At 52.0% G+C, this 26,693-nt stretch carries 33 protein-coding genes and 1 tRNA gene; 17 read left to right on the top strand and 17 right to left on the bottom strand.

What is annotated here, in order from left to right:
- Positions 1-305: 305 nt before the first annotated feature.
- Together C7A19_RS08580 and C7A19_RS08575 are read right to left on the bottom strand one after the other, a co-directional pair.
- A tRNA-Ile gene (locus C7A19_RS08580) sits at positions 306-381 on the bottom strand.
- Positions 382-535: 154 nt separating this feature from the next.
- Entirely contained in the window at positions 536-754 is a 219-nt protein-coding gene (locus C7A19_RS08575; RefSeq protein ID WP_155522560.1) for a hypothetical protein, read from the bottom strand.
- Between the two features lie 320 nt (positions 755-1,074).
- On the opposite strand from C7A19_RS08575, the gene argF reads away from it, so the two are divergent.
- The 3 genes from argF to pyrI all read left to right on the top strand — a co-directional run bounded on the left by argF (position 1,075) and on the right by pyrI (position 3,705).
- Positions 1,075-2,082, top strand: coding sequence for an ornithine carbamoyltransferase (argF, locus tag C7A19_RS08570; protein WP_116644696.1), 1,008 nt, complete (start codon positions 1,075-1,077; stop codon positions 2,080-2,082).
- A gap of 214 nt (positions 2,083-2,296) precedes the next feature.
- Positions 2,297-3,241 carry an aspartate carbamoyltransferase gene (pyrB, locus tag C7A19_RS08565; protein ID WP_116644695.1) on the top strand — a complete coding sequence of 315 codons (945 nt, stop codon included), beginning with the start codon at positions 2,297-2,299 and terminating at the stop codon, positions 3,239-3,241.
- A complete protein-coding gene (gene pyrI, locus C7A19_RS08560; RefSeq protein ID WP_069363326.1) occupies positions 3,238-3,705 on the top strand; it encodes an aspartate carbamoyltransferase regulatory subunit in 468 nt (155 codons plus the stop codon). The genes pyrB and pyrI overlap by 4 nt, the downstream gene beginning before the upstream one ends.
- A gap of 130 nt (positions 3,706-3,835) precedes the next feature.
- Here the strand turns inward: pyrI and sspB are convergent, their stop codons facing one another.
- The 8 genes from sspB to zapE all read right to left on the bottom strand — a co-directional run bounded on the left by sspB (position 3,836) and on the right by zapE (position 10,276).
- Positions 3,836-4,363: a ClpXP protease specificity-enhancing factor gene (sspB, locus tag C7A19_RS08555; protein ID WP_116644694.1), complete on the bottom strand. Its 528-nt coding sequence runs from the start codon at positions 4,361-4,363 to the stop codon at positions 3,836-3,838.
- The gene (gene sspA / locus C7A19_RS08550) at positions 4,363-5,001 is read right to left on the bottom strand and encodes a stringent starvation protein SspA (protein ID WP_046073932.1); all 639 of its coding nucleotides are present in this window, start codon (positions 4,999-5,001) and stop codon (positions 4,363-4,365) included. The genes sspB and sspA overlap by 1 nt, the downstream gene beginning before the upstream one ends.
- 87 nt (positions 5,002-5,088) lie before the next feature.
- Positions 5,089-5,826, bottom strand: coding sequence for a cytochrome c1 (locus C7A19_RS08545; RefSeq protein WP_077608694.1), 738 nt, complete (start codon positions 5,824-5,826; stop codon positions 5,089-5,091).
- Entirely contained in the window at positions 5,823-7,091 is a 1,269-nt protein-coding gene (locus tag C7A19_RS08540; RefSeq protein ID WP_069363323.1) for a cytochrome bc complex cytochrome b subunit, read from the bottom strand. The genes C7A19_RS08545 and C7A19_RS08540 overlap by 4 nt, the downstream gene beginning before the upstream one ends.
- Entirely contained in the window at positions 7,091-7,681 is a 591-nt protein-coding gene (gene petA, locus C7A19_RS08535; protein WP_077484168.1) for a ubiquinol-cytochrome c reductase iron-sulfur subunit, read from the bottom strand. Before petA ends, C7A19_RS08540 begins: the two co-directional genes overlap by 1 nt.
- A 379-nt stretch (positions 7,682-8,060) precedes the next feature.
- On the bottom strand, positions 8,061-8,450 hold the full coding sequence (gene rpsI, locus C7A19_RS08530; protein ID WP_069363322.1) for a 30S ribosomal protein S9: 390 nt from the start codon (positions 8,448-8,450) through the stop codon (positions 8,061-8,063).
- Positions 8,451-8,463: 13 nt separating this feature from the next.
- Positions 8,464-8,892: a 50S ribosomal protein L13 gene (rplM, locus tag C7A19_RS08525; RefSeq protein ID WP_046073927.1), complete on the bottom strand. Its 429-nt coding sequence runs from the start codon at positions 8,890-8,892 to the stop codon at positions 8,464-8,466.
- Positions 8,893-9,169: 277 nt separating this feature from the next.
- Positions 9,170-10,276, bottom strand: coding sequence for a cell division protein ZapE (gene zapE, locus C7A19_RS08520; protein ID WP_116644693.1), 1,107 nt, complete (start codon positions 10,274-10,276; stop codon positions 9,170-9,172).
- 276 nt (positions 10,277-10,552) lie between these two features.
- Here zapE and zapG point away from each other — a divergent pair, with 276 nt between their 5' ends.
- The 3 genes from zapG to degS all read left to right on the top strand — a co-directional run bounded on the left by zapG (position 10,553) and on the right by degS (position 13,614).
- Positions 10,553-10,960: a Z-ring associated protein ZapG gene (gene zapG, locus C7A19_RS08515; RefSeq protein ID WP_116644692.1), complete on the top strand. Its 408-nt coding sequence runs from the start codon at positions 10,553-10,555 to the stop codon at positions 10,958-10,960.
- A gap of 71 nt (positions 10,961-11,031) precedes the next feature.
- The gene (locus C7A19_RS08510) at positions 11,032-12,396 is read left to right on the top strand and encodes a Do family serine endopeptidase (protein WP_106407177.1); all 1,365 of its coding nucleotides are present in this window, start codon (positions 11,032-11,034) and stop codon (positions 12,394-12,396) included.
- Between the two features lie 147 nt (positions 12,397-12,543).
- Positions 12,544-13,614, top strand: a complete 1,071-nt coding sequence (degS, locus tag C7A19_RS08505) for an outer membrane-stress sensor serine endopeptidase DegS (RefSeq protein ID WP_077673837.1) — start codon at positions 12,544-12,546, stop codon at positions 13,612-13,614.
- A gap of 84 nt (positions 13,615-13,698) precedes the next feature.
- On the opposite strand, the gene murA is transcribed toward degS, so the two are convergent.
- From murA to mlaF, 7 genes are read right to left on the bottom strand one after another with little or no spacing between them, the layout of a single operon-like run.
- Complete coding sequence (murA, locus tag C7A19_RS08500; protein WP_069363317.1) at positions 13,699-14,958, bottom strand: UDP-N-acetylglucosamine 1-carboxyvinyltransferase; 1,260 nt, start codon at positions 14,956-14,958, stop codon at positions 13,699-13,701.
- 9 nt (positions 14,959-14,967) lie between these two features.
- Positions 14,968-15,237 (bottom strand): BolA family iron metabolism protein IbaG, encoded by a 270-nt coding sequence (ibaG, locus tag C7A19_RS08495; RefSeq protein WP_116644691.1) that lies wholly within the window; start codon positions 15,235-15,237, stop codon positions 14,968-14,970.
- A gap of 2 nt (positions 15,238-15,239) precedes the next feature.
- The gene (locus tag C7A19_RS08490; RefSeq protein WP_069363315.1) at positions 15,240-15,554 is read right to left on the bottom strand and encodes an STAS domain-containing protein; all 315 of its coding nucleotides are present in this window, start codon (positions 15,552-15,554) and stop codon (positions 15,240-15,242) included.
- Positions 15,551-16,225: a phospholipid-binding protein MlaC gene (gene mlaC / locus C7A19_RS08485; RefSeq protein WP_069363314.1), complete on the bottom strand. Its 675-nt coding sequence runs from the start codon at positions 16,223-16,225 to the stop codon at positions 15,551-15,553. Before mlaC ends, C7A19_RS08490 begins: the two co-directional genes overlap by 4 nt.
- 5 nt (positions 16,226-16,230) lie before the next feature.
- Positions 16,231-16,710 (bottom strand): outer membrane lipid asymmetry maintenance protein MlaD, encoded by a 480-nt coding sequence (mlaD, locus tag C7A19_RS08480; RefSeq protein WP_069363313.1) that lies wholly within the window; start codon positions 16,708-16,710, stop codon positions 16,231-16,233.
- A 2-nt stretch (positions 16,711-16,712) separates the two neighbouring features.
- A complete protein-coding gene (gene mlaE / locus C7A19_RS08475) occupies positions 16,713-17,495 on the bottom strand; it encodes a lipid asymmetry maintenance ABC transporter permease subunit MlaE (protein WP_069363312.1) in 783 nt (260 codons plus the stop codon).
- Positions 17,492-18,289 (bottom strand): phospholipid ABC transporter ATP-binding protein MlaF, encoded by a 798-nt coding sequence (gene mlaF / locus C7A19_RS08470; RefSeq protein WP_116644690.1) that lies wholly within the window; start codon positions 18,287-18,289, stop codon positions 17,492-17,494. Before mlaF ends, mlaE begins: the two co-directional genes overlap by 4 nt.
- Positions 18,290-18,749: 460 nt before the next feature.
- Here mlaF and C7A19_RS08465 point away from each other — a divergent pair, with 460 nt between their 5' ends.
- The 11 genes from C7A19_RS08465 to C7A19_RS08415 all read left to right on the top strand — a co-directional run bounded on the left by C7A19_RS08465 (position 18,750) and on the right by C7A19_RS08415 (position 26,624).
- Entirely contained in the window at positions 18,750-19,712 is a 963-nt protein-coding gene (locus C7A19_RS08465) for a calcium/sodium antiporter (RefSeq protein WP_046073915.1), read from the top strand.
- A gap of 12 nt (positions 19,713-19,724) precedes the next feature.
- Positions 19,725-20,699, top strand: a complete 975-nt coding sequence (locus C7A19_RS08460) for a KpsF/GutQ family sugar-phosphate isomerase (RefSeq protein WP_116644689.1) — start codon at positions 19,725-19,727, stop codon at positions 20,697-20,699.
- Positions 20,699-21,259 (top strand): 3-deoxy-manno-octulosonate-8-phosphatase KdsC, encoded by a 561-nt coding sequence (gene kdsC, locus C7A19_RS08455; RefSeq protein WP_116644688.1) that lies wholly within the window; start codon positions 20,699-20,701, stop codon positions 21,257-21,259. The genes C7A19_RS08460 and kdsC overlap by 1 nt, the downstream gene beginning before the upstream one ends.
- Positions 21,256-21,819, top strand: coding sequence for an LPS export ABC transporter periplasmic protein LptC (lptC, locus tag C7A19_RS08450; protein WP_069363307.1), 564 nt, complete (start codon positions 21,256-21,258; stop codon positions 21,817-21,819). Before kdsC ends, lptC begins: the two co-directional genes overlap by 4 nt.
- Positions 21,800-22,333, top strand: a complete 534-nt coding sequence (lptA, locus tag C7A19_RS08445) for a lipopolysaccharide transport periplasmic protein LptA (protein ID WP_046074202.1) — start codon at positions 21,800-21,802, stop codon at positions 22,331-22,333. Before lptC ends, lptA begins: the two co-directional genes overlap by 20 nt.
- An 8-nt stretch (positions 22,334-22,341) precedes the next feature.
- Positions 22,342-23,067 (top strand): LPS export ABC transporter ATP-binding protein, encoded by a 726-nt coding sequence (lptB, locus tag C7A19_RS08440; protein ID WP_046073911.1) that lies wholly within the window; start codon positions 22,342-22,344, stop codon positions 23,065-23,067.
- 172 nt (positions 23,068-23,239) lie between these two features.
- Positions 23,240-24,715, top strand: coding sequence for an RNA polymerase factor sigma-54 (locus C7A19_RS08435; RefSeq protein WP_077457699.1), 1,476 nt, complete (start codon positions 23,240-23,242; stop codon positions 24,713-24,715).
- A gap of 25 nt (positions 24,716-24,740) precedes the next feature.
- Complete coding sequence (gene hpf / locus C7A19_RS08430; protein WP_046073909.1) at positions 24,741-25,028, top strand: ribosome hibernation promoting factor; 288 nt, start codon at positions 24,741-24,743, stop codon at positions 25,026-25,028.
- Positions 25,029-25,031: 3 nt separating this feature from the next.
- Positions 25,032-25,475, top strand: a complete 444-nt coding sequence (ptsN, locus tag C7A19_RS08425; RefSeq protein ID WP_069363305.1) for a PTS IIA-like nitrogen regulatory protein PtsN — start codon at positions 25,032-25,034, stop codon at positions 25,473-25,475.
- A 25-nt stretch (positions 25,476-25,500) separates the two neighbouring features.
- The gene (rapZ, locus tag C7A19_RS08420) at positions 25,501-26,352 is read left to right on the top strand and encodes an RNase adapter RapZ (RefSeq protein ID WP_069363304.1); all 852 of its coding nucleotides are present in this window, start codon (positions 25,501-25,503) and stop codon (positions 26,350-26,352) included.
- Positions 26,349-26,624, top strand: coding sequence for an HPr family phosphocarrier protein (locus tag C7A19_RS08415; RefSeq protein ID WP_116644687.1), 276 nt, complete (start codon positions 26,349-26,351; stop codon positions 26,622-26,624). The genes rapZ and C7A19_RS08415 overlap by 4 nt, the downstream gene beginning before the upstream one ends.
- Positions 26,625-26,693: the final 69 nt, after the last annotated feature.

The following is a 26,693-nucleotide window of genomic DNA, read 5'->3' as shown; positions in this document are numbered from 1 at the left end:
AGGGCTGTTTTGGTTTTCGTGCGCTATTGTCCAAAGTGTTAGATAAACCATATTTTGTGAGATGGGTACAAGAAGTTACCTAGGCGCTACGGATGAATCGTTTTAGTGGGCGCTTGTCTAAGCAAGGTAAAAGATGACCGTGGGCAGGATCGAAGTGTTGAACACCTTTCAGTGTTACCCCGCTGATTTTTTCTAATGCGAAAACGGGAGTTGTACCCGTTCCTTGTTTGACTAAGTGTTTGACTAAAAATCAGCAGACACAAAAAAGGCGTAGTAGGTACTAACCTGCTACGCCTTTCTATAACTGGTGGCCCCTCCCAGACTTGAACTGGGGACCAATCGATTATGAGTCGACTGCTCTAACCACTGAGCTAAGGGGCCGAATGGAATGGGATTATAGGGGAAGGCTCACAGGGTGTCTAGCTGTAAGGGGGGCGAATTCAGTATGCTTTTTGAGCACTTAGCGTGTGGTGGGATAAACAAGCGCCGCCAATGTGGCGGCACTCACGCTTTGCTTGCTTAGGAGGTTACCGCCTTATTGCATGGCGGAGTCTTGGCTGTCTTCAGCCGGCCAGGTGCTGTTGTCGTCTTCTGGCATTGGCTGCGTGTCGCAATCAGTGCCGCCGTCTGGGCAGGTTACCACGGGCTGGTCGCCTTGCGGTTGGCTGGCTTCGTTGGCCATCGCGGGGCCGGCGAGACCAACCATCATCATGAGTGCGCTAAGAGTCAGTGCTTTGTTTTGTGTTTTCATCATCTTCTCCTTCCTAGTATTGTCGTTTGCCCTTGAGGACATAAACACTATCTCGTACTCATCGCGCGCCCCTGTCATTCTCTCGCTATAAGGCGGTAAAAGGATTGTCTAGTTTGTCGCCAATTTATCAGCATTGTCAGCGCTTGATTAAATCCCTCCTTCGCGGTCATAAAACCATCAATACGGTGTGTTGATGGTTAATTGATGGCCTTTACGCTCGGTTTTGTCGCTTGCATCTTGCTGGCACGCGCTTTACCATCAAAGAATAATTAAACACAAATATCGATTTAATATTCAATTTGACGCGTTATTTAGGGATAGATATGAAAAGCGACCTCTACCAGCAATCACTGCTCACCTTACTCGACTTATCACCTCAGCAAATCCACGATCTGATTGATGATGCCGCCGCACTAAAAGCGGCCAAAGCCTGTGGTGAGGAAACCCCACAGCTAACGGGCAAAAACATTGCGCTGATTTTTGAGAAAACCTCGACCCGTACCCGCTGTGCCTTTGAGGTGGCGGCGTTTGATCAAGGTGCGCAGGTCAGTTACCTCGGCCCTAGCGGCACCCAGATTGGCCACAAGGAAACCATGAAGGACACCGCGCGGGTGTTAGGGAGAATGTATGATGGCATTCAATACCGTGGCTTTGGCCAAGAGGTGGTCGAGACGCTCGCCGCGAATGCCGGGGTGCCGGTGTGGAATGGCTTAACCGATGATTTTCACCCCACCCAAGTGTTGGCTGATCTGCTCACCATGCAAGCGCACAGTGACAAGCCGCTTAATCAAATCGCGTTTGCGTATGTGGGGGATGCGCGCAACAACATGGGTAATTCGCTATTGGTCGGCGCGGCGAAAATGGGGATGGATCTGCGCCTGATTGGCCCTAAAGCCTATTGGCCTGAGGCTGACTTGATCGCCACCTGCCAAGATATCGCCGTCAATACTGGCGCAACGCTCACCTTAACCGAAGACACCGCAGCGGTGGACGGTTGTGACTTTGTGTATACCGATATCTGGGTGTCGATGGGTGAACCCGAATCGGCCTGGGCGCAGCGTGTGGCTGATCTCACCCCTTATCAGGTGAATCCAAGCTTAATGGCCGCCACCGCAAACCCACACGCTAAGTTTATGCACTGTTTGCCTGCCTTTCATAACGATGAGACTGGCGTAGGAAAACAAATTGCCGATCAATACGGGCTCAATGGGCTGGAAGTGACCGACGCGGTGTTCGAGTCTGAGCAGTCGATCGTCTTTGACCAGGCAGAGAACCGACTGCATACCATCAAGGCTGTGATGGTTGCCACACTCGTCAACGCAAGCACGTAAACGATTGCACTTTTGCTTGCACGACATAAATAGGGGCGTATAATTCGGCCAGATTTCATTACACGGCCAGACGTTATGTTGGTTATTCCACCTACAAACAGCGATTTATCCGCCCCATTGCGGGACGGTATCCGCATTGGTCGTGATCGTAAAAACCTCCGTTTCGGAGGTTTTTTTTTGCCTGTAGCACACTGCAAAGAAAGGGACTCGCGTTATGGCCAATACGCTTTATAACAAACATATTATTTCCATTCCCGAGCTCAGCCGCGACGAGCTGGCGTTAATCGTCGCCACGGCGGGCGAGCTAAAAGCGCGCCCTAACCCGACGCTATTAAAAAATAAAGTGATTGCCAGCTGCTTTTTTGAGGCGTCGACGCGTACACGCTTGTCGTTTGAAACCGCGATTCAGCGCCTGGGCGGCTCGGTGATTGGCTTCCCCGACGGTGGCAATACCTCGTCAGGCAAAAAAGGCGAAACCTTGGCCGACTCAGTCCGGGTGATTTCCTCGTATGTCGATGGCTTTGTGATGCGCCATCCAAAAGAGGGGGCCGCGCGGTTGGCCTCGGAGTTCTCTGAAGGTGTGCCGGTAGTCAACGGCGGTGATGGTGCTAACCAGCATCCAACCCAAACCCTACTCGATCTGTTCTCGATTTACGAAACCCAAGGCCGGCTCGATAACCTCAATATTGCCATGGTGGGCGATCTAAAATATGGCCGTACCGTGCATTCGCTGACGCAAGCCTTGTCAAAGTTCGAGGGGAATCGCTTTTTCTATATCGCCCCAGATGCGCTAGCGATGCCTGAGTATTTGTTAGATGAGCTGACTGCCGCGGGCCACCCGTATAGCCTGCACAGTAGCATCACCGATGTGGTGCCTGAGCTGGATGTGTTGTATATGACACGAGTGCAAAAAGAGCGATTTGATGAATCAGAATACGCGCACATTAAAGCGGCGTTCATTTTAAATGCGGCCATGTTGCGTGATGCCAAACCCAACATGAAGGTGATGCATCCCCTGCCCCGTGTGGATGAGATTACTGTGGATGTCGATAAAACCCCGCACGCCTATTACTTTGAGCAAGCTGAGAACGGTGTCTATGCGCGAGAAGCCCTGCTGGCACTGGTATTAAACGAACAGGTTGAAGGAGTTGCACAATGAGCACGGATAACAAACTACAAGTTGAAGCCATCTGTCACGGCACGGTGATCGATCATATTCCCGCGCACATTGGCTTTAAGATCTTAAACCTGTTTCAAATGCACGGCAGCGATCAGCGGATCACCATTGGTCTGAATCTGCCCTCGTCAGCGTTGGGCAGCAAAGATCTGATCAAAATTGAGAACGTGGTGATCAGCGAAGATCAGGCCAGTCAACTCGCACTGTATGCACCACAGGCGACCGTGAATCAAATCGAAGACTATCAAGTAGTGGCCAAGCTGCCACTGACCTTGCCTGAGGTGATTCAAGGCGTATTCCGCTGCCCAAACTCTAACTGTATTACCCACGGTGAGCCGGCGGTCGATAGCTCATTCCGCGTGCTGAGTGAAGCAGACGATGTGAAGTTGCGCTGCAAATACTGTGAGAAGGTATTCTCGCGTGAGATCATGACCGAGCGTCATTGATTCAGACGCCGTACATTAAGGGCGTCGAGTCGGGCGCCTTTTCTGTGCGGCAGGCTCCCTGCGCATAAAAAAACCAGCACTTGGGTGCTGGTTTTTTGTGTCTTACCTTCAGGTAGAACTTGCGACGCGGTTATTTCACCACGGTGAGCGTCGGCTTGCCTTTTTTGCTTGGCGTAGCCGGCGTGTCGTCTTCATCATCGGCTTGCGGCAGCGCCTCAGGATCGTCAACGCTGTCGACTGATACTAAAGACGGCTCTTCTTCGTCTTCTCCCTCGCTGGATGGGGCGGTTTGTTCAAACATCTCCTCATCATCAGCGTGGGCGTAAGCTGGCTCCATATCAAACATGGTGCCCGCGCCATTTTCACGTGCGTAGATGGCGAGCACCGCCGCCATAGGCACCAGCACTTGCTGGGGCTTGCCGCCAAAGCGCGCGTTAAAACACACGTGCTCGTTGCTCAGTTCCAAGTTACCGACCGCGCGCGGGGCGATATTGAGGACAATTTGCCCGTCTTTAACGTAGTCAAACGGCACTTGTACGCCCGGCAAAGTCGCGTCCACCACCATGTGGGGGGTGAGATCGTTATCCAGTAACCAATCATAGAACGCGCGAACCAAATAGGGGCGGCGTGGTGTCATCGCAAATTCTGATGTAGACATTATTGACCTGTTAGTCGCATTTCACGTTCAGCTTCTGTCAGTGAGGCGAGAAACGAATCACGCTCAAACAGACGCGTCATGTAATCTTTTACTTGCTTCGCACCTGGGCCAGTTAGCTCAATGCCTAGTGCAGGCAAACGCCACAGCAGCGGCGCTAAGTAGCAATCTACCAGACTAAACTCTTCGCTTAGAAAGTAGGGATCTTCGGCGAATACCGGTGCCAGCGCCAGAAGCTCTTCACGCAGCTGCTTACGCGCTTTATCAGCGTCGTCAGCACTGCCTTCCATAATTTGGTCAACCAAGGTATACCAGTTGCGCTTGATGCGATACATCATCAAACGGCTTTGTGCACGAGCAACAGGGTATACCGGCATCAATGGCGGGTGAGGGAAACGCTCATCCAAGTATTCCATGATGATATCCGCGTTATACAACGCTAACTCACGGTCTACCAAGGTTGGAACAGAGTTATAAGGATTTAAGTCAACCAGGTCTTCTGGCAGATTATTCGGATCCACCAGCTCGATTTCTACACTGACACCTTTCTCTGCGAGGACGATGCGTACCTGATGACTATAGAGATCAGATGCGTCAGAGAATAACGTCATCACCGAGCGTTTATTGGCAGCAACAGCCATCAACCCCTCCAGGATGTTCAATATCAATAGAAAGCAATGGGGACCTAAAGTCCCCATTGCGGATTAGCAACACACTAGATTAACCGATCAGTGCACATCGCGCCAATATTCTTTCTTGAGGAAGTACGCCAAAATCAAGAATACCACGAAGAAACCAATCACCCACCAGCCTAACTGCTGGCGCTCTAGCTTCACAGGTTCCCCTGAATATTCAAGGAAGTTAACCAGATCGCGCACCGCATTATCGTACTCACTGGCACTGAGTTCGCCATTGCCGTCAGATTTAAGGCCAACAAACTCTTCCACCGGCTCACCGTCCACCATACGTGTTTCGTACACTTTACGGGGTGTGCCTTGAAGCTCTTCAAGCACGTGTGGCATACCCACGTTCGGGAACACGGTGTTGTTCACGCCAAATGGGCGAGATGGGTCGACGTAGAACGAACGTAAATAGGTATATAGCCAATCCACGCCACGCACACGTGCCACCAAGGTCAGATCAGGTGCCGGTGCACCAAAGTACTGCGCGCCCGCCTCTTGCGTCATGGCATTTTTCATCAAGTCGCCGTAATCGGCATTCTTATCGACAATCAGGTTGTCTTCCATCAAGTCTTTAGGAATATTGAGATCTTCGGCCACACGCTGATAACGCTGATACTGCGTAGCATGGCAACCAAAACAGTAGTTCATGAACAGTTTGGCGCCACGTTGCAATGAGGCTTTGTCCGTCAAATCATTGTTGGCTTCGTCCAAGTGGACATTACCACCGGCGGCCATCGCCAAAGAGGGCAACAGCGCGCACAAGATTACAATCCATTTTCTCATTTGAATGTCACCCTCTCTGGTAGCGGTTTCGTTGCCTCATTTTTGCTGTAGAAGAACAACAGCACGAAGAACATGAAGTAACAGAAGCTGAAGATCTGCGCCAGCAAGGTGTAGGTTGGGGTTGCTGGCAACGCACCCAGAATACCCAGAGCAATAAAGGCAATCACAAATTGGACGATGTTCGCCAAGTGCAGCTTGCTGCGGTAGCGGTATGAGCGCACACGGCAGCGGTCAAGCCACGGCAGGATGAACAGCATCACAATCGACGCGCCCATGGCAATCACACCAATTAGCTTGTCTGGGATCGCACGCAAAATTGCATAGAACGGCGTGAAGTACCAAACAGGGGCAATGTGCTCAGGGGTCTTCAGCGGGTTAGCCGCTTCAAAGTTGGGTGGCTCAAGGAAATAGCCGCCCATTTCGGGATTAAAGAAAATCACGTAGGCAAACAAGATGCCGAACACACCCACACCAATCAAATCTTTCACTGTCCCGTAAGGGTGGAAAGGAATCGAGTCAATGATCTTATATTTCTTGGTGTAGTCAGGGTGGAACTTGAACTGTGACTGCTGGCCATCGTCGTCTGCCTCACCTTTCGGCAGTTTAGTGTCGATACCATCCGGGTTATTGGAGCCCACTTCGTGCAGTGCAAGTACGTGCAACGCCACGAGCAGCAAGAGCACAATCGGTAGTGCAACCACGTGAAGCGCAAAGAAGCGGTTCAAGGTCGCGCCAGAGACGACGTAGTCGCCACGGATCCATAGCGTCAAATCATCACCAATAACTGGGATAGCCCCGAACAAGGAGATGATAACCTGTGCCCCCCAGTACGACATTTGCCCCCATGGCAGCAGATAGCCCATAAAGGCTTCAGCCATCAGCACCAGGAAGATCAGCATACCAAATAGCCATAACAGCTCACGTGGCTTTTGGTAGGAGCCGTAAATGAGGCCGCGGAACATATGCAGGTAGACCACCACAAAGAAGGCCGAGGCCCCAGTGGAGTGCATATATCGGAGGAGCCAACCGTACTCCACATCACGCATGATATATTCAACAGACGCAAACGCGCCTTCCGCTGAAGGTACGTAGTTCATCGTTAGCCAAATCCCAGTCAGAATTTGGTTAACCAGAACCAGCATTGCGAGCACACCAAACATATACCAGAAGTTGAAGTTCTTCGGCATGGGGTACTCAGTCATGTGTTTGCGATACGCATTCATCGCTGGAATGCGTTTCTCAACCCAGTTCAGCAAGTTTTCCATTACGCAGTCCCCTCATCTTGTCCCACGAGTACCCGTTTGTCGTCCAAGTACATGTAAGGTGGAACGACCAGGTTCAGTGGTGCAGGTACGCCTTGGAATACGCGTCCTGCCATGTCAAATTTAGAACCATGACACGGGCAGAAGAACCCGGCTTTCACCCCACTCACTTGCTCACTGAAGCTGTCAGGCAGATAGGTTGGCGAGCAACCTAGGTGGGTACAGATACCAACCGCGACAAAAATTTCAGGTTTAATAGAGCGGGTCTGGTTGGCTGCGTATTCTGGCTGTTGCGGCTGTGCCGAACCGGGATCACGAAGCTGGTCCTCGAAGCTAGACAGCTGTTCGACGACCGCATCACTGCGACGCACGATCCATACAGGTTTTCCTCGCCACTCAACACGGATCATTTGTCCGTCTTGTAGCTTGCTGATATCGACTTCGACAGGCGCGCCCGCCGCTTTGGCTTTCGCGCTTGGGTTCCAAGACTTAATAAAAGGTACGGCAACTGCTACGGCCCCTAAACCGCCAACAACTGACGTCGTCGCAGTCAGGAAACGGCGTCGGCCGGTATTCACTGGCGCATTGCTCATCCAACATTCTCCCATGTGCTCCCGCTTGGATTTTTATTGTGTCCTTTGCGTCCATGGAGCGTACGGCTTACTTAAAAACGAATATGTAATAACGGCTGACTGGGATCAGTTCGATTAAATCTTAGCTGCTATTACGTCGGCTAGATGATAGAGAAAACCCTACTTTTTGACAAGATAAAGCTACCTTTTTGTAACAAATGTGAGCGGTGTGCACAGAATTGAGGAAAGGGTAATAAAAATGTTGGAAAGTGAGTGCTTATACACTGTTTTGAAAGGAAATAAATGAGTATTACACGCGAGAATGCTGGTTAAATTGATGAATAAAAAAAGCCTGGCGTTGCCACCAGGCTTTTTGCAGCAAATCTGACTGAAACGTCGATTAACGCTTCGAGAACTGCGGGCTGCGACGTGCTTTGCGTAGGCCAATTTTTTTACGCTCAACGCGACGAGCGTCACGCGTAACAAAGCCAGCTGCACGTAGCGCAGGACGTAGTGACTCGTCATACTCCATCAGGGCACGAGTAATGCCGTGACGGATTGCGCCAGCTTGACCAGAGATACCACCACCAGAAACGGTGATGTACAGGTCTAGCTTCTCGGTCATTTCTACCAGCTCAAGCGGCTGACGAACGACCATGCGAGCGGTTTCGCGACCGAAGTAAGTGTCGAGAGAACGCTTGTTGATCTCGATGTTACCGCTGCCTGGCTTGATAAAGACACGCGCTGCGGAGCTTTTGCGACGGCCGGTGCCGTAGTATTGTTCTGCCATTGCTTTATTCCTCTTAGATGTCTAGTACTTGCGGTTGTTGTGCCGCGTGCTTGTGCTCAGAACCTGCGTAAACTTTCAGTTTACGGTACATAGCACGACCTAGAGGACCGCGTGGCAACATACCTTTAACGGCTTTTTCAATAACCAGTTCAGGTTTTTCCGCGATCAGTTTTTCAAAGCTGATTGACTTGATGCCACCAATGTAGCCAGTGTGGCTGTAGTACATCTTGTCAGACTTTTTGCGGCCAGTAACAGCCACTTTCTCAGCGTTGATAACAACGATGTAGTCACCGGTGTCAACGTGAGGAGTGTATTCTGGCTTGTGCTTGCCACGCAGACGCGTTGCAATTTCAGTGGCCAGACGGCCCAGCGTTTTGCCTTCAGCGTCTACAACGAACCAGTCGCGTTTTACAGTTTCTGGTTTAGCAACGAAAGTTTTCATGCTAATGATTACCCGATTAATAAGTTTCACTTCAGGAGCCTAAGCTCCCACTGTTAAGCGCCCATACATCACCCCTTCGAGTGGTGGTACACTCGGCCTAAGCCTTTCAACAGTAACGGTGGGTCGCGAGATTATAGGGAAGAGTGGAGAAAAAATCACCTCCTTTTGGCAAAAAAATTCGATGGATTTTTTCAGTTGGTGATTGTTTGGCTACTGCACGCCACTGTAGGGCGGGACACGCACCATCAGAACGCTTGCGCCCCGCTTTTCATCCTATTTAGGGCAAGTGCGGCAAGGCGAGGTAGTCATGGCTTTGCATCTCAATAAGGCGTGATTGGCAGCGCTGAAATTCAAACGCCAGCCGCTCGCCATGATAGAGGCTATCCATAGGTACCGCCGCCGAAATAATTAGCTTCACGCTGCGCTCATAAAACTCATCCACCAAGGCAATAAAGCGCCGTGCAGCGTCGTCTTGCAAGCCAGTCAGCTGAGGCATATCAGCAACCAACACGGTATGATAAAGGCGTGCCAGCTCCATATAGTCACTCTGGCTACGTGCTGATTGGCATAGCTCAGCAAAATCAAAATGCACCACCCCATCACCGTTTTCGATGGTGTGCAGCGGTCGATGGTTTACCTCGATCACATCCTGTTTCAACCCGCCCTCGCCATTGAGCTTCTTAAAATACGCGTGCATTTGCGCGGTCGCAGCATCACCTAAAGGATGGTGAAAGATCTCGGCTTGCTCCAGGGTGCGTAAGCGGTAATCGACGCCTGAGTCAACATTGACCACCTCACAATGCTGGTTAATCAAGGTGATCGCAGGCAAGAAACGGGCACGTTGTAGCCCATTCCAGTAAAGCTCATCTGGCACAATGTTAGAGGTGGCCACCAAGGTAATGCCGCGCGCAAACAAGGCTTCCATTAACGTCCCCAAAATCATCGCGTCGGTAATGTCAGAGACAAAAAACTCATCAAAGCACAGTACTCGGGTTTCTTGGGCGAACTTGTCGGCAATTTGTGGCAAAGGGTCAACCTCGCCATCCAAGGTTTTCAGCTCTTGGTGCACGCGATGCATAAAGCGGTGAAAGTGCATCCGCATCTTGTTTTCAAACGGCAAAGCGTGGAAAAACGTATCCATTAGGTAGGTTTTGCCGCGCCCCACCCCGCCCCAGAAATATAAGCCTTTTACAGGGGTCACAGAAGCCGGCTCGCGCTTACGCCAAGGCAGCCAGCTGCGCTTTTCCGGCGTGGCGGGGACAATGGGGTTGGCAACCAAGCGATGGTAGAGATCATCGAGTTTCTCTACTGCCATACGCTGCGCGGGGTCTTCAATAAAATCGTTATGGGTCAGATCGTTATTGTAATGCTCGAGTGGCGTCATTCCGTGAAAGCCTCATTGATTATCGCCTCGCACGCATAGTAACACGCCCGATACAAAACGTAACATATCCGCCAAACCGGAGAGGACTCGCCCCAACCCACAATCCGTCCGCTGCCAGTACCGCAAGGACGCATCGACGTGTATAGTAAGCGAATCCCCCTTGCTGAGCCATTGGGGAATGTACGATATTATTAGGTAGGCAAGTGATTTTACTTGTCTTGACTGACCCGCCAGTGGTATCTGTGGACAGTCAACTTGTGACTACAAGGAGCAGTTATGGCCTGGATTAATAGCCTGATCTTTCTCGTCATCGGTATCGCGGTAGGCTTCTTCATTGCCCGCATGACGACACGCGATCTCAAACAACAAAAAAACATGAAAAGGGAGCTAGAAAAGTCACGTTACGAGCTGGAGCAATATCGCCAAGAACTGGTTGATCATTTTGCCCAAAGCGCGGAGCTGCTCGATACCCTTTCCAAAGATTACAACAAGCTCTATCAACACATGGCAAAGACCTCGACCGATTTGATGCCCAACTTGCCCGATCAGGATAATCCGTTTGCCAAGCGGCTGGGTAAAATCACTGAAGTGAAAGCCGAGACAACCAGTGAGCCGCCAAGAGACTACTCAGACAGCGCCTCTGGACTGCTCAAAAGCGGCGAAGGGTCACGCGCGACAAGTTGATGGAGGATTGAACTTTTTCAGATAGCCCCCACTCTCACTTCATACCTCGACAATCGGAGTGTGAGTCTATGATGAAGAAGTCTTTACTAGCGATGAGTATCGCCGCGCTGACTCTTGGCGCGGCTTTTTCCCCTCTCCCGAGCCACGCAGCCTTGCCGCAAACCGTTAACGGTGAGGCGATGCCCAGCTTAGCGCCCATGCTAGAGAAGGTGTCTCCTGCGGTGGTGAGCATTGCCGTTGAAGGCAATAAAGTCGCCAAGCAGCGTATTCCAGAAGCCTTTCGTTTTTTCTTCGGCCCCAACATACCGCCAGAACAAGCCCAAGAGCGCCCATTTCGCGGACTCGGCTCAGGGGTGATTGTCGACGCGGATAAGGGCTATATTGTCACCAACCACCATGTGATTGATGATGCCGACCAAATTCGCGTGCAGCTCAAAGACGGACGCGAGTACGATGCCACCTTGATTGGCAGCGACGAAATGTCTGACATCGCCCTTCTTCAGCTCGAAGAAGAGGCCGATAACCTGACCCAAATTCCGCTCGCGGACTCCGACGAACTGCGCGTGGGCGATTTTGCCGTGGCGATTGGTAACCCGTTTGGGCTTGGGCAAACCGTTACTTCGGGGATCATCTCTGCACTAGGGCGCAGTGGTTTGAATTTGGAAAACTTTGAGAACTTTATTCAAACCGATGCGGCGATCAACAGTGGTAACTCGGGCGGTGCCCTGGTTAACCTTAATGGCGAGCTAATGGGGATCAATACCGCTATTTTAGGCCCAAATGGCGGTAACGTCGGGATTGGTTTTGCGATTCCAGTCAATATGGCGAAAAGCCTGGTCGACCAAATTATCGAATACGGCTCAGTGCGCCGCGGTATGCTGGGAGTAACCGGTCGCGAGCTAACATCGGAGCTGGCCGATGCCTTTGGCCTTGCTACAAAACACGGTGCCTTTGTCAGCCAAGTCATGCCTGAATCTGCAGCAGAAGAGGCAGGCTTGGAAGCCGGGGACATCATCGTCTCGGTTAATGGCAAGAGCATCCGCAGCTTTGGCGAGCTACGCGCTAAAATTGCCACCTTGGGCGCGGGCAAGCCAGTGACCTTGGGGGTTATCCGCGACGGTGAAAACCTAGAAATGGACACCACCCTTAAAGAGGCGAGCCAAACGCAAACCAAGGCCGACAACTTACACAAAGCCCTCACCGGTGCTGAGCTGAAAAATCACGACACCAAGCCCGCTGGGGTAGAAGTGACGGCGATTGAAGAAGGTTCACTCGCCGCGCGCTATGGGCTGCGTGAAGGGGATGTGATTGTCGGTCTTAATCGTCACAAGGTTGAGAACTTAGGCGATCTGCGCAAGCTACTTGAAGACAAACCCAGTGTGCTGGCGCTCAATATCGTCCGCGACAACAGCTCCTTGTACCTGGTGATCCGCTAGCCCGCGAACAGGCCTGGCGTTCATCGATTGATGCCTGCCTTCTCGGCAGGCATTTTTTTGGTCAGACCGCGGTGATGATTTCCCCAACCCGCGCTGACAATGCTATTCTCTAGCTCCGCGTTAAGTTGCTTGAGGATGGCATTATTTATGCTGGCGTTATTGATTCGCTCTGTGATTATTGGCTTGGTGACGGCTGCTTTATTGTTGGTAGCGGTGCCAGACTTACGCTCGGGTCTGCTATCCGGCTTTTCAATGGCAGACAGCATCGAGGACGATCCCGTGGAGCTGGTGTCGTTCAATTACGCGGTTAAGCGCGCGTCGCCGGCAGTGGTCAATATTTACACCCGCAACTACACCGGTAACGAACGATTAGCCCTCAACACTCAGGGGTTAGGCTCTGGGGTGATCATGAGCGCTAAGGGCTATATTGTCACTAACTATCACGTGGTCGCCGAGGCCGATCAGGTGATTGTGGCGTTGCAAGATGGCCGTATTTTCACCGCCCAGATGGTGGGTAAAGACCAGCGCACCGACTTAGCGGTGATCAAAGTACAAGCCGATAACTTACCCGTGATCCCGGTCAACGAACGTTATCAGCCTGCGGTGGGCGATACGGTGCTCGCGATTGGTAACCCCTATAATCTCGGCCAAACCACCACTTATGGCATTATTTCCGCGACCGGGCGTACCGGGATGAGCTTTTATGGCCGCCAAGACTTTTTACAAACCGATGCCGCGATCAACCGAGGGAACTCTGGCGGCGCCTTGGTCAACAGCCGCGGCGAGTTGGTGGGTATTAATACCGCCTCATTCCAGCAAGCCACCGATTTGGAAACCTATGGCATCTCGTTTGCTATTCCCTACGGGTTGACTGAAAAAATCATGAATAAACTGATTGCCGATGGCCGAGTGATCCGAGGCTATATCGGGATTGATGGTCGTGATGTGAATCCGGTAATGGCGCGCCTGCTGGATGCCGAGCAGCAACGAGGAGTGATGGTGTCTGGAGTTGACCAAGGGGGACCGGCGGATAAAGCCGGCATCAAACCGCAAGATTTAATTATTCAAATTGATGGTCAGTCCGTACGTGGTGCACGCAGTGCCATGGATATGGTCACCGATACGCGCCCAGGCTCCACGCTAGATGTGACCCTTATTCGTGATGGTGAGACCCTGACACTGCCGGTCAAGGTGGGCGATGAAAGGCAGCGCCGCTAACGCTGTCGGTCTCTGCGCTTATCACTTCACGCCATCAAAAACGCCAGCTGGATGCTGGCGTTTTTGTGTCGAGTACAGGCGAGGTTACGCCGCGTCAATCCGCTCTATTTTCGCACCCAAGGCTTGAAGTTTATCCTCGATACGCTCATAGCCTCTATCGATATGATAAATGCGATCGACAATGGTCTCGCCCTTGGCGATACAACCCGCAATCACGAGGCTCGCCGAGGCGCGCAAATCGGTCGCCATCACTTGCGCCCCGCTTAAGCTGTCGGTGTCACCACAGATCACGGTGTTGCCCTCAATTTCTGCATGGGCACCCATGCGCTGCAGTTCAGGCACATGCATAAAGCGGTTTTCAAAGATGGTTTCGGTGATAATGCCCGTGCCCTTGGCCACCAGATTAAGCAGGCTAAACTGGGCTTGCATATCAGTCGGAAACCCGGGATGCGGTGCGGTGCGTACATTCACCGCTTTTAGCTCGCGGTCGGTCATATCGAGTTCGATAAAATCATCACCGGTGACGACCTTCGCCCCCGCCTCTTCGAGCTTGTGCAATACCGCTTCGAGTAACTCGGGCGAAGTATGGCGACAAATAATATGCCCGCCAGACACAGCCGCGGCCACCAAGAAGGTGCCGGTTTCAATCCGATCGGCCACCACTGAGTGCTTGCCGCCGCCGAGGCGTTCTACCCCCTCAATTTCAATCCGATCCGTGCCTGCACCTGATACCTTGGCACCCAGCATGTTGAGGAACTTGGCAGTATCCACGATTTCTGGCTCACGCGCCGCGTTTTCAATCACTGTGGTGCCGTCAGCCAGAGTGGCCGCACTCATGATGGTGACCGTCGCGCCGACGCTGACTTTGTCCATCACAATATGCGCCCCTTGCAAGCGGCCATCCACGGTCGCACGCACATAGCCTTCATCCAAGGTAATAGTGGCACCCAGCTGCTCAAGGCCATTAATGTGCAAGTCTACTGGGCGGGCACCAATCGCGCAGCCGCCTGGCAATGACACTTCGCCTTTACCAAAGCGTGCTACCAAAGGCCCAAGCGCCCAAATAGACGCGCGCATGGTTTTGACTAAATCATACGGCGCACACAGCTCGGTGATGTCACTGGCATCCACATGGACAGAGCCGTTGCGGCTCACCTTGGCCCCCAGGCGAGATAACAGTGCCATGGTGGTATCAATGTCACGTAGTTTAGGGACATTCGCCACCTCGACCGGCTCTTCAGCGAGTAATGAAGCAAATAAAATCGGGAGGGCGGCATTTTTCGCGCCGGAAATGGCCACTTCACCTTTTAGCGGGCCATTGCCCGTCACTCGAAACTTTTGCATCAGACCCTCTTACAGCTGCATCAGCTTTTTATCGCGTGCCCACTCAGCTGGTGTCATCGCTTTAATGCTGACCGCATGAATATCATTACGCGCAATGTGGTCCGTTAGCGGACCATAGATCGTTTGTTGCTTTTTCACACGTGACATCCCGTCAAACATCTCTGCCACAGCAATCACTTCAAAGTGGCTGCCATCGCCTTTGACGTGCAGCTCGTCCACTGACAAAGCCTTTTCTGAAAAAGCGGCCTCTAAAATGGCTTTAACTTCGCTTGTTTCCACGTTTAAACCCCTTCTTGATGCTCAGCATCGTCAAAAAATGTGTCTAAATTACTCAGCGTTAACAACAGTTTAAGTTGCTCGGGCACCCCTTGATAACGCACCTGTTGCCCCTGGCTACGTAGTTGCTTATCAAGGTGTAGCAACATCGCCATACCGGCGGAATCGACGCGTGACAACGCGCTTAAATCCAGGCTAAAGGCGGTGTCGGCGGGGAGCCACTGGTCACGTTGACGCCAAAAGTCAGGCACTGTGTCACGATCTAATCGCCCTGACAAGTGATACTGTTGCCCCTCCCCGGCGGTTAAGCGGATGCTCATGAGGCGTCCTGTTTTTGCTTGTCTTCGCGACGGATGGGGCGCTCTGCCAAAGTTTTTAATTGTTCGATGACCGAATCAATGCCATCACGACGTAGCGGCGCTTTCCACTCCGACTGCTTAGACTGGATCATACTCACCCCTTCAGCGGTGACGTCATAGGCTTGCCAATTTCCTGTCCGAGAATTTTTACGTAAACTAAAATCAAGGCGAATTGGCGGTCGTGATGGGTCGGTAATGTCCACCCGCACTTTGACAATTTTATCGTCCGGGGCAATCGGCTGATCTTTTTGTACCTCGACGGCCTGGTCATCATATTCGAGCAGGATTTGGGCATAAGAAGCAATCATGTATTCAGTGAAGGCCTCGGTAAAGGCATCACGCTGCGCCGGTGTCGCTTTGCGATAATACTGCGCCCCTAACACCAACGATGCCGCATACCGGGTATGGATATAAGGCAGCAACTCGTCTTTCACCACATCTCGCAGCAAGTCCGGATCGGCGCGGAATAAGGTGCGATCTTTACGCAAGCGACTAAACGTGTTGTCCGCAACTTGCTCAATCAGCTGATAAGGGTTGGATTGATCAACCGGCTCACTGGCCTGCGCCACAGAACTAAGGCTAGAAACCATTAAGCAAATGGCGCTACCCAGTGCGATCAATGTCTTCTTCATGCTGTTTACTCCTTGTCACCCATGCTGTAGAGGAATTGACCGATCAGGTCTTCTAGCACCAGTGCCGATTTGGTGTCCTGAATTTTATCTCCCGCCTCGAGATAGCCAATGCCGAGGGCTTCATCCACGAAACCTGGAGTAATACCAATGTACTGCTCGCCCAATAACCCCGCGGTATAAATCGAGGCCGAACTTGATTCCGGAAAGCGCCCGGCGTCCGCGTTTATTTGCAAGGTGACCTGAGGGACATACGTCTCTGCATTCAAAGAAATATCTGTGACCTGGCCGACCGTCACGCCCCCCACCTTGACGGGTGAGCGTACTTTCAAACCACCAATATTGTCGAACTCAGCGGTTAAGGTATAGGTATCCGCCCGCCCCCAACGTTGGACGTCTGCCACTTGAAACGCCAAGACCAATAACGCTGCAATGCCCGCAATGACAAAGCAGCCTACCCAAAATTCTGTTTTACGACTCTGTTGCATGATTAATTCCCAAACATGAGTGCAGTAAGGACAAAGTCAAGGCCAAGCACGGCCAACGATGAATGTACCACAGTACGTGTGGTGGCGCGGCTGATCCCTTCCGATGTCGGCGTGGCATCATAGCCGTTAAAAAGCGCAATCCAGGTCACAGCCACGGCAAATACCACGCTTTTGATCAGGGCGTTGCCCACGTCATAACCCAGATCAACCGACGCTTGCATCACTGACCAGAAACTGCCGTGATCAATGCCTTTCCAGTCGACGCCAACTAACTCGCCGCCCCAAATGCCCACCAGCATAAAAATCACGGCCAGCAGTGGCATGGCGATTACGCCCGCCCAAAAACGCGGGGCAATCACTCGGCGTAGCGGGTCGACCGCCATCATTTCAAGGCTAGAGAGCTGCTCGGTGGCTTTCATCAAGCCTATTTCGGCGGTCAGTGCTGACCCGGCGCGTCCGGCAAACAGCAAGGCGGTCACCACGGGGCCAAGCTCACGCAGCAGCGACAAGGCCACCATTTGCCCAAGGCTGGTTTCCGCGCCAAAGTCTGACAACACCAGATAGCCTTGCAAGCTCAGTACCATGCCAATAAATAAGCCGGACACCATAATGATCGCCAGTGAGCGAACGCCCACCGAATAAAGCTGTTTGACCAACAATGGAAAGGTTTTGCTTGGCTGCGGACGGCCAATCAGTGCGCCTGCCATCACAAAGGTTGCACGGCCCATGGACTCGGCCACACGCATCGCCCGGCGGCCCACATCTTCAATTTGTGTTCTGATCACCGGAAAATCTCCTGCGTTAACTCGCCAGCGGGATAGCGAAAAGGCACAGGGCCATCGGCATGGCCTTCTAAGAATTGTTTGACCCAAGGATCAGGGTTGTCACGCAGCGACTGGGGCGAGCCACTGGCGATAATGCGGCTATCGGCCAGTAAATAAACCTGATCGGCAATGCTCATCACCTCAGGGACATCGTGTGAGACCACCACACAGGTCAACCCTAGTGCTTGGTTGAGTTGGCGGATCAAGGTGACCAGTACGCCCATGGTAATCGGGTCTTGGCCGACAAAGGGCTCATCAAACAAAATCAGTTCAGGATCGAGGGCTATCGAGCGTGCGAGTGCTGCACGACGTGCCATGCCGCCAGACAGATCACTGGGCATTAAGTCGTGTGCACCACGCAACCCCACCGCTTCTAACTTAAGCATCACGATGGTGTGGATCAATGACTCGTCTAAAGCGGTATGTTCGCGCAGCGGAAAGGCGACATTGTCAAACACCGACATATCGGTGAACAGCGCCCCTGATTGGAACAGCATACTCATACGCTGACGGACTTCAAACAGCTTGCGTCGTCCTAGAGTAGGAATGGCGTGACCATCAAACACAATCTCGCCCGCATCCGGTTTAATCTGACCGGCAATCAAACGTAGCAAGGTGGTTTTGCCAATGCCTGATGGCCCCATGATCGCGGTTACCTGGCCACGTGGCACTTGCAAATCAATATTGTCAAAAATGCATCGATTGCCCCGTGAGAAAGTCATCCCACTGATATCTATCAGGCTCTGTGCTGCCATGGCCGCATCTCATGGTTATAAAGGAACAAAATGAAGTGGCTGATAATAAGGCGTCACCCACCCTAACACAAGCCACGCCGCACCTCAGCGCCCGCAGGACGTGACTTATCCCTGATAATAGCAGCTTCTTTTCGCTTTTCGTGTCAGACATCAGTCAGCTTACGTCCGGTAAATGTAACGCCAAGTACGCCCAGGTATTGCCAGACACGATCCCGGTCAGCCAATAACCACTGCCGACAGCCTCTGTATGGCTAACCATCCTTTCGTGGCTATCGTTTTATCGTGTTCTTTCACGACGACCATTTCATGGCGACCGTTTCACGGCGACAACTCTCATGTTGATGAATGAAATCGCTGATTTCATCGCTAAAGCACGGGCTTTTCGCTTCACATTTACCCCGTTAGCCGTCAGAATTGCACCTCATTTGAACCCAATCAATAAACGCAAAGGATAGGTGTCATGGTCATAGCGGTTGCCATACTCATTGTTGGACTCATCGTGCTAGTGTGGAGTGCCGACCGATTAGTGTTCGGCGCGGCAGCAATCGCGAAAAACTACGGCGTCTCTCCGCTGGTGATCGGGATGACTATCCTGGCCATGGGCTCCTCCGCCCCCGAGATGATGGTCTCGGCCAATGCTGCCTTAGCAGATAAAACCGACACCGCCGTAGGAAATGTGTTGGGCTCCAACATCGCTAATATTGCGCTGATCCTCGGTTTCACCGCACTGATCAAGCCCCTTTCTATTGGCTCGACTATTATTCGTCGCGAGCTGCCTCTGATGCTAGGGGTCACCGTATTGGCTGGGGTGCTGCTTTGGAACAACCACCTGGGCTTTTTTGAAGGCGTGGGGCTGTTCACCCTGTTTGTGATTTTCATCCTAATGATGCTAAAAATCGGCAAAGACTCGGGTGGCACCGATCCAATACTGGCCGACCAACAATCGGATATTCCTAATGATGTCAGTAACCTGAAAGCGGTGCTGTGGATCATCATTGGTTTGCCATTGCTGCTGGTCTCTTCCGATCAAGTGGTTGACTCGGCGGTGACCATCGCGCAGTACTTTGGCATGAGCGATTTGGTGATCGGCTTGACCATTATCGCCATTGGCACCAGCTTGCCTGAGCTCGCCGCGTCGATAGCGGGGGTAATGAAAGGGGAAGATGATTTGGCCGTCGGCAATATTATCGGCTCAAACGTGTTCAATATTCTCGCGGTGATGGGGATTCCAGGATTACTCAACCCCTCAGCGATCAGTGAGTATGCCATGAGCCGCGATTATTATATTATGTTGGTGCTTTCCATCATGTTGCTGATTTTTGCACTCGGTAAATCACGTAGCATCAACCGCATTGAAGGCGCTGTTTTTCTCCTTTGTTATATCGGCTATCAAGGCTACCTGTTTGTTAACGCAGCAGCCTAAACGGACACGAGTATGAGTGATTACAGTTTTGATTTTCGCCGCGCAGGGCTTGATGTGCTCAACATTGAGCAAGACGCGATTGCGCAGCTAAAAACGGCAATTGATGCCCACTTCGAGGCCGCATGCGAGCTTATTTTGCACGCCACCGGCAAGGTCGTGGTCATGGGCATGGGTAAATCCGGTCATATTGGTAAAAAAATTGCCGCGACATTGGCGAGCACGGGCACACCGGCGTTTTTTGTCCACCCAGGGGAAGCCAGCCACGGCGATCTGGGAATGATAAACCAAGGTGATGTGGTACTGGCCATTTCCAACTCGGGGGAAGCCGGTGAAATCTTAACCTTGCTGCCCGTGATTAAACGCCTCGGGATCCCATTGGTCTGTATGACCGGCAACCCTAATTCCAGCATGGGTCAGCTCGCGAAAGTGAATCTTAATATTCATGTCCCGCAAGAAGCCTGCCCATTGGCCTTGGCCCCCACCTCCAGCACCACCGCCACCTTAGTGATGGGCGATGCCCTCGCGATGGCGTTGATGCAAGCCAGAGGCTTTACCGCGAACGACTTTGCCCTCTCCCACCCCGGCGGCGCACTGGGGCGTAAGCTATTATTACGTATCAGTGATTTAATGCACCAAGACGAGCGCTTACCCGTGGTTGAGGACTCCGCCACCGTCCGTGATGCGCTTTTAGAGGTGTCAGAAAAAGGCCTAGGCATGACAGCGATTGTTGATAGCCACGGGCAACTGACGGGCGTGTTTACCGATGGCGATTTGCGCCGCTTGCTGGATATGCGCATTGACCTGCATACCACCACCATTGGCTCAGTGATGTCGACAAACCCGGTCACCATTGAACCGGAACTGCTCGCGGCAGAAGGACTCAAACTCATGGAAGAGCGTAAAATTAACGGACTGCTGGTTGCTAAAAACGGCCAGCTGCTCGGCGCCCTTAACATGCATGACCTTTTAAAAGCCGGAGTTATCTAATGGCCTCCACTGTGATTGACACCCTCTATGGCCCTGTGGCTGCCGACGTTTTTCAACGTGCGGCGGCGATAAAACTGCTGATTTGCGATATTGACGGTGTCTTCTCCGATGGCCGCGTATACATGGGCAATCAGGGTGAAGAGCTCAAAGCATTTCATACCCGTGATGGGTATGGCATCAAATCGATCATGAATGCCGGCATCGAGGTCGCGGTGATCACAGGCCGCCAATCGCAGATTGTCGCGAACCGCATGCACGCCCTCGGTGTCCAACATGTTTATCAAGGACAAAGTGATAAACTTTCGGCGTATCAAGACTTGTGCCGCCATGTTGATGTTTTACCCGCACACACCGCCTATATGGGCGATGACTTAATTGATTGGCCGGTGATGGAGAAAGTCGGGCTTGCCTGCTGTGTCGCGGATGGTCATCCACTCCTTAAGCGTCGCGCGCACTTTGTCACGCAAACAGGCGGTGGCTTCGGCGCCGTGCGTGAAGTGTGCGATCTCATGTTAGAGGCGCGTGGTGAACTCGACCAACACAAGGGCTTGAGTTTATGATCCGGCGGCTTGGCCTGCTTCTATTGGTCGTGCTTTGTAGCGTAAGCGGTTACTATCTATTGGTTCAGCATGGCTGGCAGCAAGTACAACAGGTTACCCCTGATGCCGAAAAGCCGCTTTTTACTGGCGAAGCGATCCAAACTGTGCAATATGATGCGGATGGTGTGCGCAGCTACACCGTACACGCCAAGCATCTTGAGCATTATGCCAAGATTGATGAAACCCACTTTAATGAGCCCGTTCTGTGGACGTACAAAGCAGGCACAGAGGAAGAGTGGCGGGTGAGTGCAGACTACGCAATATTGTCCGATGACCACCTGTTGACCATGACGGGCAACGTGCGCATTTTTAACCTACTACCGAATGCACAAATAGATTCGGTAGCCACTGATTCGGTGACCTTGAATCTCACCACGCGAGATTTTTGGTCTGAGAGTCCGACGACGATCACCGGCACCCGTTTTCAAACCAAAGGTCAACGGGTGAAAGGAAATTTCGGTAACCACCAGATGGAATTGTTAGACGATGTTAGAGGCCGATATGAAACGACCCCTCGTTAAAGCGCTGGCAGGTGCCATGTTGCTACTGTCGCATTACTCACTGGCTCTAAGCAGTGATACTGAGCAACCTATTTATATAGAGTCAGAAAGCCAGCACCTGGATATGGCCACCAACACGGTGACCTTTACCCAGAATGTGGTCCTGACCCAAGGCAGCATTAAAATCTTGGCTGATAAACTGATCGTGATTCGCCCGGAGGGCCAAGAGGGGGATGAAACCATCGAAGCCTATGGCAAGCCGGCCACGTTTGAGCAAACCATGGACGATGGCAAAGAGATTCATGGCGAAGCCAACAAGCTGCGCTACGAAGTGGGCAATGAATTTCTTAAAATGTCGACCAATGCGATGCTTGAGCAAAGTGGCAATCAGGTGGAAGGCAACGTGATCACCTATGAAATCGACAAGCAACAGCTTGTGGCAGAAAGTGATAGCACCAAACGCGTCACCACGATTTTGCAGCCGAGCACCAAGTCGTCATCCTCTCAGGATGCATCAACGTCAGACGAGCAATAAGAGGCGACATGGCAACACTCACAGCGGCCAATCTGGCCAAAAGTTATAAAGGGCGAAAGGTGGTCGCCGATGTCAGCTTAGAAGTGAAATCCGGTGAAATTGTTGGTCTTTTAGGCCCTAACGGTGCGGGTAAAACCACCTCGTTTTACATGATTGTCGGCTTGGTCGCTCGTGACGAAGGGGCCATCTATATCGATGACAAAGACATCAGCATTCAGCCGATGCATAACCGCTCACGCTTGGGGATCGGCTACTTGCCACAAGAGGCGTCGATATTTCGTAAGCTGAGCGTCTACGATAACCTGATGGCCGTGCTACAAACCCGTAAGTCGCTAAGCAAAGAAGAGCGCCAAGACAAGGCAGAAGATTTGCTCGATGAGTTTAATATCCAGCATATCCGTGACAGCTTGGGGATGGCCTTATCCGGCGGTGAACGCCGTCGGGTAGAAATCGCGCGTGCATTGGCCGCCAATCCGAAATTTATTTTGCTGGATGAGCCCTTTGCCGGGGTCGATCCGATATCGGTGATCGATATTAAGAAAATCATCGAGCATTTACGTGATCGTGGCTTAGGCGTACTGATCACCGACCACAATGTGCGCGAAACGCTCAGTGTCTGTGAACATGCTTACATTGTCAGCCAAGGACACTTGATTGCACACGGCACCCCTGATGAAGTGCTTAATGATGAGCATGTCAAACGGGTCTATTTGGGTGATCAATTCAAACTCTAGTGCGCCCGATCATGCCAGCTTGGTGAGCGTGTTCGGATAAAATATAGTGGACTGGCTCACGCTACAAACTGCCAATCAAGGCTATAGTTACTAAAGAGCGCTTGCCCTGTTAGCCAGAGCAAGCGTTTTTAACCTCTTCGGTCGTTGAAATAAGGAAAGGTGTACCGCCTCTATGAAACCCACGCTTCAGCTTAAGCTTGGACAACAACTCGCAATGACACCGCAGTTGCAACAGGCGATCCGTCTGTTGCAACTGTCGACGCTGGACTTGCAACAGGAAATCCAAGAAGCGTTGGAAAGTAACCCGCTGTTAGAGCATGACGAGGGCCAAGAGCAAGAGGCCACTCAGCACGAGCCATCCCATGATAAAGACGCGGACGCACAAGAAACTGCAACCGCCAGCGCCGACACCATGGAAACCTCTGACGCGTTTGAAAAGAACGAAATGCCAGACGATCTCCCGGTCGATACTACCTGGGATCATCTCTACTCGGCTGGCACGGGCAACACGGGCGCAGGTGCCAGCGGATACGACGACCAACCGGTTTATCAAGGCGAAACCACCCAAACGCTTTACGACTACTTAAAATGGCAGCTCGAGCTGACGCCTTTTTCGGAAAACGATCAGGTGATTGCGATGGCGATCATTGATGCGGTGGACGATCAAGGTTACTTGTCAGTGAGTACCGAAGAGATCCTCGATAGCTTAGGCAGCGAAGAGATTGAACTTGACGAAGTCGAAGCGGTGCTCAAACGCGTGCAGCATTTTGATCCCCTAGGCGTTGCCTCTCGCACACTGCAAGAGTGCTTGATGCTGCAACTGGCCACCTACGACGCCGATACCCCTTGGCTGGACGACGCGCGGAAGGTGCTCACCGAACACATGGACTTGCTCGCCAACCGTGATTATCGCCAGTTGATGCGTGAAACCCGGCTAAAAGAGCCTGAGCTTAAATCAGTGATGCAATTGATTCATAGCCTCGAGCCACGCCCAGGTAACTTGATTGTGACCAACGAGGCCGAATACGTCGTCCCTGATGTCTCCGTATTTAAGCATCAAGGTCAGTGGGTGGTTCAAATCAACCCAGATAGTGTGCCCAAACTAAAAGTGAATGAGCAATACGCCGCCTATGGCCGTAATGGGTGTAGCCCTTCTGATAGCCAGTTTATTCGCTCACACCTGCAAGAAGCCAAGTGGCTGATCAAAAGCCTCGAGAGCCGCAATGACACCTTGCTGAAGGTAGCGCGCTGTATTGTCGAACATCAGCATGACTTCTTTGAGTATGGGGAAGAGGCCATGAAGCCGATGGTACTTAACGACATCGCCTTGGATGTCGATATGCATGAATCGACCATCTCCCGTGTGACCACCCAAAAGTTCATGCATACGCCACGCGGTATTTTCGAGCTGAAATACTTTTTCTCTAGTCATGTCAGTACCGACAATGGCGGCGAGTGCTCATCCACGGCGATTCGCGCACTGATCAAAAAATTGGTCGCTGACGAGCCGGCTAACAAACCGCTCAGCGACAGTAAGATTGCCACATTGCTGGCCGAGCAAGGCATTAAAGTTGCACGACGGACCATTGCTAAATACCGAGAATCTCTAGGTATTGCACCGTCAAACCAGCGTAAGCGTCTACTATAGGCGCCTCAACAGAAGGAAAGTGTGTATGCAAATCAATCTGACCGGACAGTCTGTCGACGTCACGCCACCACTACGCGAGTATGTGGAGACCAAGTTTGCTAAACTCGAGCGCTTTTTCGAGCACATTAATAATGTCCATGTTGTACTGAATGTCCAAAAGCTCGACCAGATTGCAGAAGCAACGCTCCACGTCAACAACGGGGAGATCCATGCAAAAGCACAATCGCATGATATGTATGCGGCCATCGATGGGCTGACCGATAAGCTGGTCAAGCAACTGAGTAAACACAAAGAAAAGCTCAAACAGCACTAAGCTATGGAACTGAAAGAAGTACTGTCAGTGGACTGCACCCGCAGTGCCGTCCACTGCTCTAGCAAGAAACGCGCACTGGAAATTATCAGCCAGGTTGCTGCGGACAAGCTAGGCACCAACGCACAAACCTTGTTTGAATGCATGCTAAGTCGCGAAAAGCTGGGGACGACCGGCATAGGAGCGGGGATTGCCATTCCCCATGGTCGCACACTCGATAGCCAACATGCCGTGGGGGTGCTGCTACAATGCGCCCAGCCCATTGAGTTTGATGCGGTGGACAAACGGCCTGTCGATCTGCTGTTCGCGCTACTGGTGCCCGACGAACAGTGCAAGGTACACCTGCAAACCCTGTCCGCGATTGCCGAGAAGTTGAATGACAAAAAGCTGTGTCGTCAACTGCGCAATGCTAATTCAGACCAAGAGCTGTACAATATCATTACCCAATAATGGGCAATGCTGACGGGAGCGAACTATGATGCTAAAAATTGTTAGTGGCCGTTCCGGCTCAGGAAAGTCAGTGGCATTGCGGGTGCTGGAAGATCTTGGCTATTACTGCGTTGATAACCTGCCCGTCAACTTACTGCGTGACTTTGTGGTCTCTCAAGACGATGTGGACGCCAAGATTGCGGTCAGTCTCGATATTCGCAATTTCCCTAACGCTAAAGAACCGGTTGCCGACACCTTGGCGGCGCTGCGCGACATCTGCGATGTCACTGTGTACTATTTAGACGCCGACGATAAAGATCTGATTAAACGCTTCAGTGAAACACGTCGGTTGCATCCACTGTCTCGCCAAAACCTTTCTTTAGAGCAAGCCATTTTGGCCGAGCGTCAGCAGATGGCACCGATTAAAGAGCACGCCGATCGGGTGATTAACACCACGGGCTTGTCGATTCACGACTTAAGTGAGTCCGTCCGTTCATTGGTGCTAGGTCGCACCAGTAGTGATTTGGTGATGGTGTTTGAATCTTTTGGCTTTAAACATGGCTTGCCTGCCGATGCCGATTATGTGTTTGATGTTCGCTTTCTCCCCAATCCACACTGGGAGCCCGCGCTCCGCCCTCATACTGGCTTGGAAAAACCGGTGCGTATGTTTCTTGCCGCCCAGCCTGACGTGGCCATGTTAGTGGCGCAGATTAAAGGGTTTCTCGAGTCTTGGTTACCTGCGCTTAAAAATAACAACCGTAGTTATGTCACCGTGGCGATTGGCTGTACTGGGGGCAAACACCGCTCGGTGTATGTCGCGCAATACTTATCGGATTATTTTCAGGAGCTGGGCGAGCAAGTGCAAACACGTCACCGTACCTTGGAGCAAAAACAGTGACCTCGATGTCGGCTCAAGTGTGTATTCGTAACCGCTTAGGCTTGCATGCGCGCGCGGCGATCAAATTAGTGGAACTGATGCAAGATTATGATGCTGATGTGATACTGCAAAGCGCGGATAAATCCGCAACGGCTGACAGTGTGATGGCGATGCTGATGCTGGAATCGGCGCAAGGTGAAACCATTACCGTTTCAGCCACTGGCCCACAAGCATCGCCTGCTCTCGATGCCGTGAAAGCATTATTTGAAGCCGGCTTCGACGAAGACAGCTAATCGTCTCCCCTTCTATGCCACTGCGCAGACCAGCGCGTTGAATCGCGCTAAATCCCGCCGATAACCGAT

Origin of the sequence: Salinivibrio sp. HTSP, from assembly GCF_003390965.1 — a bacterium.
GTDB lineage: Bacteria > Pseudomonadota > Gammaproteobacteria > Enterobacterales > Vibrionaceae > Salinivibrio > Salinivibrio kushneri.
Note: the sequence above shows the minus strand (reverse complement) of the source record. Positions and strands in the feature narration are given on the sequence as shown.

What these genes read in the sequence shown, in the direction of transcription:
- C7A19_RS08510 (WP_106407177.1), top strand. Translation starts at nt 11,032, where the DNA reads ATGAAGAAGTCTTTACTAGCGATGAGTATCGCCGCGCTGACTCTTGGC.
- mlaF (WP_116644690.1), bottom strand. Translation starts at nt 18,289, where the DNA reads ATGGCAGCACAGAGCCTGATAGATATCAGTGGGATGACTTTCTCACGG.
- C7A19_RS08460 (WP_116644689.1), top strand. Translation starts at nt 19,725, where the DNA reads ATGAGTGATTACAGTTTTGATTTTCGCCGCGCAGGGCTTGATGTGCTC.
- degS (WP_077673837.1), top strand. Translation starts at nt 12,544, where the DNA reads ATGCTGGCGTTATTGATTCGCTCTGTGATTATTGGCTTGGTGACGGCT.
- rapZ (WP_069363304.1), top strand. Translation starts at nt 25,501, where the DNA reads ATGATGCTAAAAATTGTTAGTGGCCGTTCCGGCTCAGGAAAGTCAGTG.
- zapG (WP_116644692.1), top strand. Translation starts at nt 10,553, where the DNA reads ATGGCCTGGATTAATAGCCTGATCTTTCTCGTCATCGGTATCGCGGTA.
- sspB (WP_116644694.1), bottom strand. Translation starts at nt 4,363, where the DNA reads ATGTCTACATCAGAATTTGCGATGACACCACGCCGCCCCTATTTGGTT.
- C7A19_RS08490 (WP_069363315.1), bottom strand. Translation starts at nt 15,554, where the DNA reads ATGAGCATCCGCTTAACCGCCGGGGAGGGGCAACAGTATCACTTGTCA.
- hpf (WP_046073909.1), top strand. Translation starts at nt 24,741, where the DNA reads ATGCAAATCAATCTGACCGGACAGTCTGTCGACGTCACGCCACCACTA.
- C7A19_RS08575 (WP_155522560.1), bottom strand. Translation starts at nt 754, where the DNA reads ATGATGAAAACACAAAACAAAGCACTGACTCTTAGCGCACTCATGATG.
- lptA (WP_046074202.1), top strand. Translation starts at nt 21,800, where the DNA reads ATGAAACGACCCCTCGTTAAAGCGCTGGCAGGTGCCATGTTGCTACTG.
- mlaD (WP_069363313.1), bottom strand. Translation starts at nt 16,710, where the DNA reads ATGCAACAGAGTCGTAAAACAGAATTTTGGGTAGGCTGCTTTGTCATT.
- petA (WP_077484168.1), bottom strand. Translation starts at nt 7,681, where the DNA reads ATGAGCAATGCGCCAGTGAATACCGGCCGACGCCGTTTCCTGACTGCG.
- rpsI (WP_069363322.1), bottom strand. Translation starts at nt 8,450, where the DNA reads ATGGCAGAACAATACTACGGCACCGGCCGTCGCAAAAGCTCCGCAGCG.
- zapE (WP_116644693.1), bottom strand. Translation starts at nt 10,276, where the DNA reads ATGACGCCACTCGAGCATTACAATAACGATCTGACCCATAACGATTTT.
- C7A19_RS08465 (WP_046073915.1), top strand. Translation starts at nt 18,750, where the DNA reads ATGGTCATAGCGGTTGCCATACTCATTGTTGGACTCATCGTGCTAGTG.
- argF (WP_116644696.1), top strand. Translation starts at nt 1,075, where the DNA reads ATGAAAAGCGACCTCTACCAGCAATCACTGCTCACCTTACTCGACTTA.
- C7A19_RS08435 (WP_077457699.1), top strand. Translation starts at nt 23,240, where the DNA reads ATGAAACCCACGCTTCAGCTTAAGCTTGGACAACAACTCGCAATGACA.
- pyrB (WP_116644695.1), top strand. Translation starts at nt 2,297, where the DNA reads ATGGCCAATACGCTTTATAACAAACATATTATTTCCATTCCCGAGCTC.
- murA (WP_069363317.1), bottom strand. Translation starts at nt 14,958, where the DNA reads ATGCAAAAGTTTCGAGTGACGGGCAATGGCCCGCTAAAAGGTGAAGTG.
- mlaC (WP_069363314.1), bottom strand. Translation starts at nt 16,225, where the DNA reads ATGAAGAAGACATTGATCGCACTGGGTAGCGCCATTTGCTTAATGGTT.
- lptB (WP_046073911.1), top strand. Translation starts at nt 22,342, where the DNA reads ATGGCAACACTCACAGCGGCCAATCTGGCCAAAAGTTATAAAGGGCGA.
- pyrI (WP_069363326.1), top strand. Translation starts at nt 3,238, where the DNA reads ATGAGCACGGATAACAAACTACAAGTTGAAGCCATCTGTCACGGCACG.
- rplM (WP_046073927.1), bottom strand. Translation starts at nt 8,892, where the DNA reads ATGAAAACTTTCGTTGCTAAACCAGAAACTGTAAAACGCGACTGGTTC.
- C7A19_RS08545 (WP_077608694.1), bottom strand. Translation starts at nt 5,826, where the DNA reads ATGAGAAAATGGATTGTAATCTTGTGCGCGCTGTTGCCCTCTTTGGCG.
- lptC (WP_069363307.1), top strand. Translation starts at nt 21,256, where the DNA reads ATGATCCGGCGGCTTGGCCTGCTTCTATTGGTCGTGCTTTGTAGCGTA.
- kdsC (WP_116644688.1), top strand. Translation starts at nt 20,699, where the DNA reads ATGGCCTCCACTGTGATTGACACCCTCTATGGCCCTGTGGCTGCCGAC.
- C7A19_RS08540 (WP_069363323.1), bottom strand. Translation starts at nt 7,091, where the DNA reads ATGGAAAACTTGCTGAACTGGGTTGAGAAACGCATTCCAGCGATGAAT.
- sspA (WP_046073932.1), bottom strand. Translation starts at nt 5,001, where the DNA reads ATGGCTGTTGCTGCCAATAAACGCTCGGTGATGACGTTATTCTCTGAC.
- ptsN (WP_069363305.1), top strand. Translation starts at nt 25,032, where the DNA reads ATGGAACTGAAAGAAGTACTGTCAGTGGACTGCACCCGCAGTGCCGTC.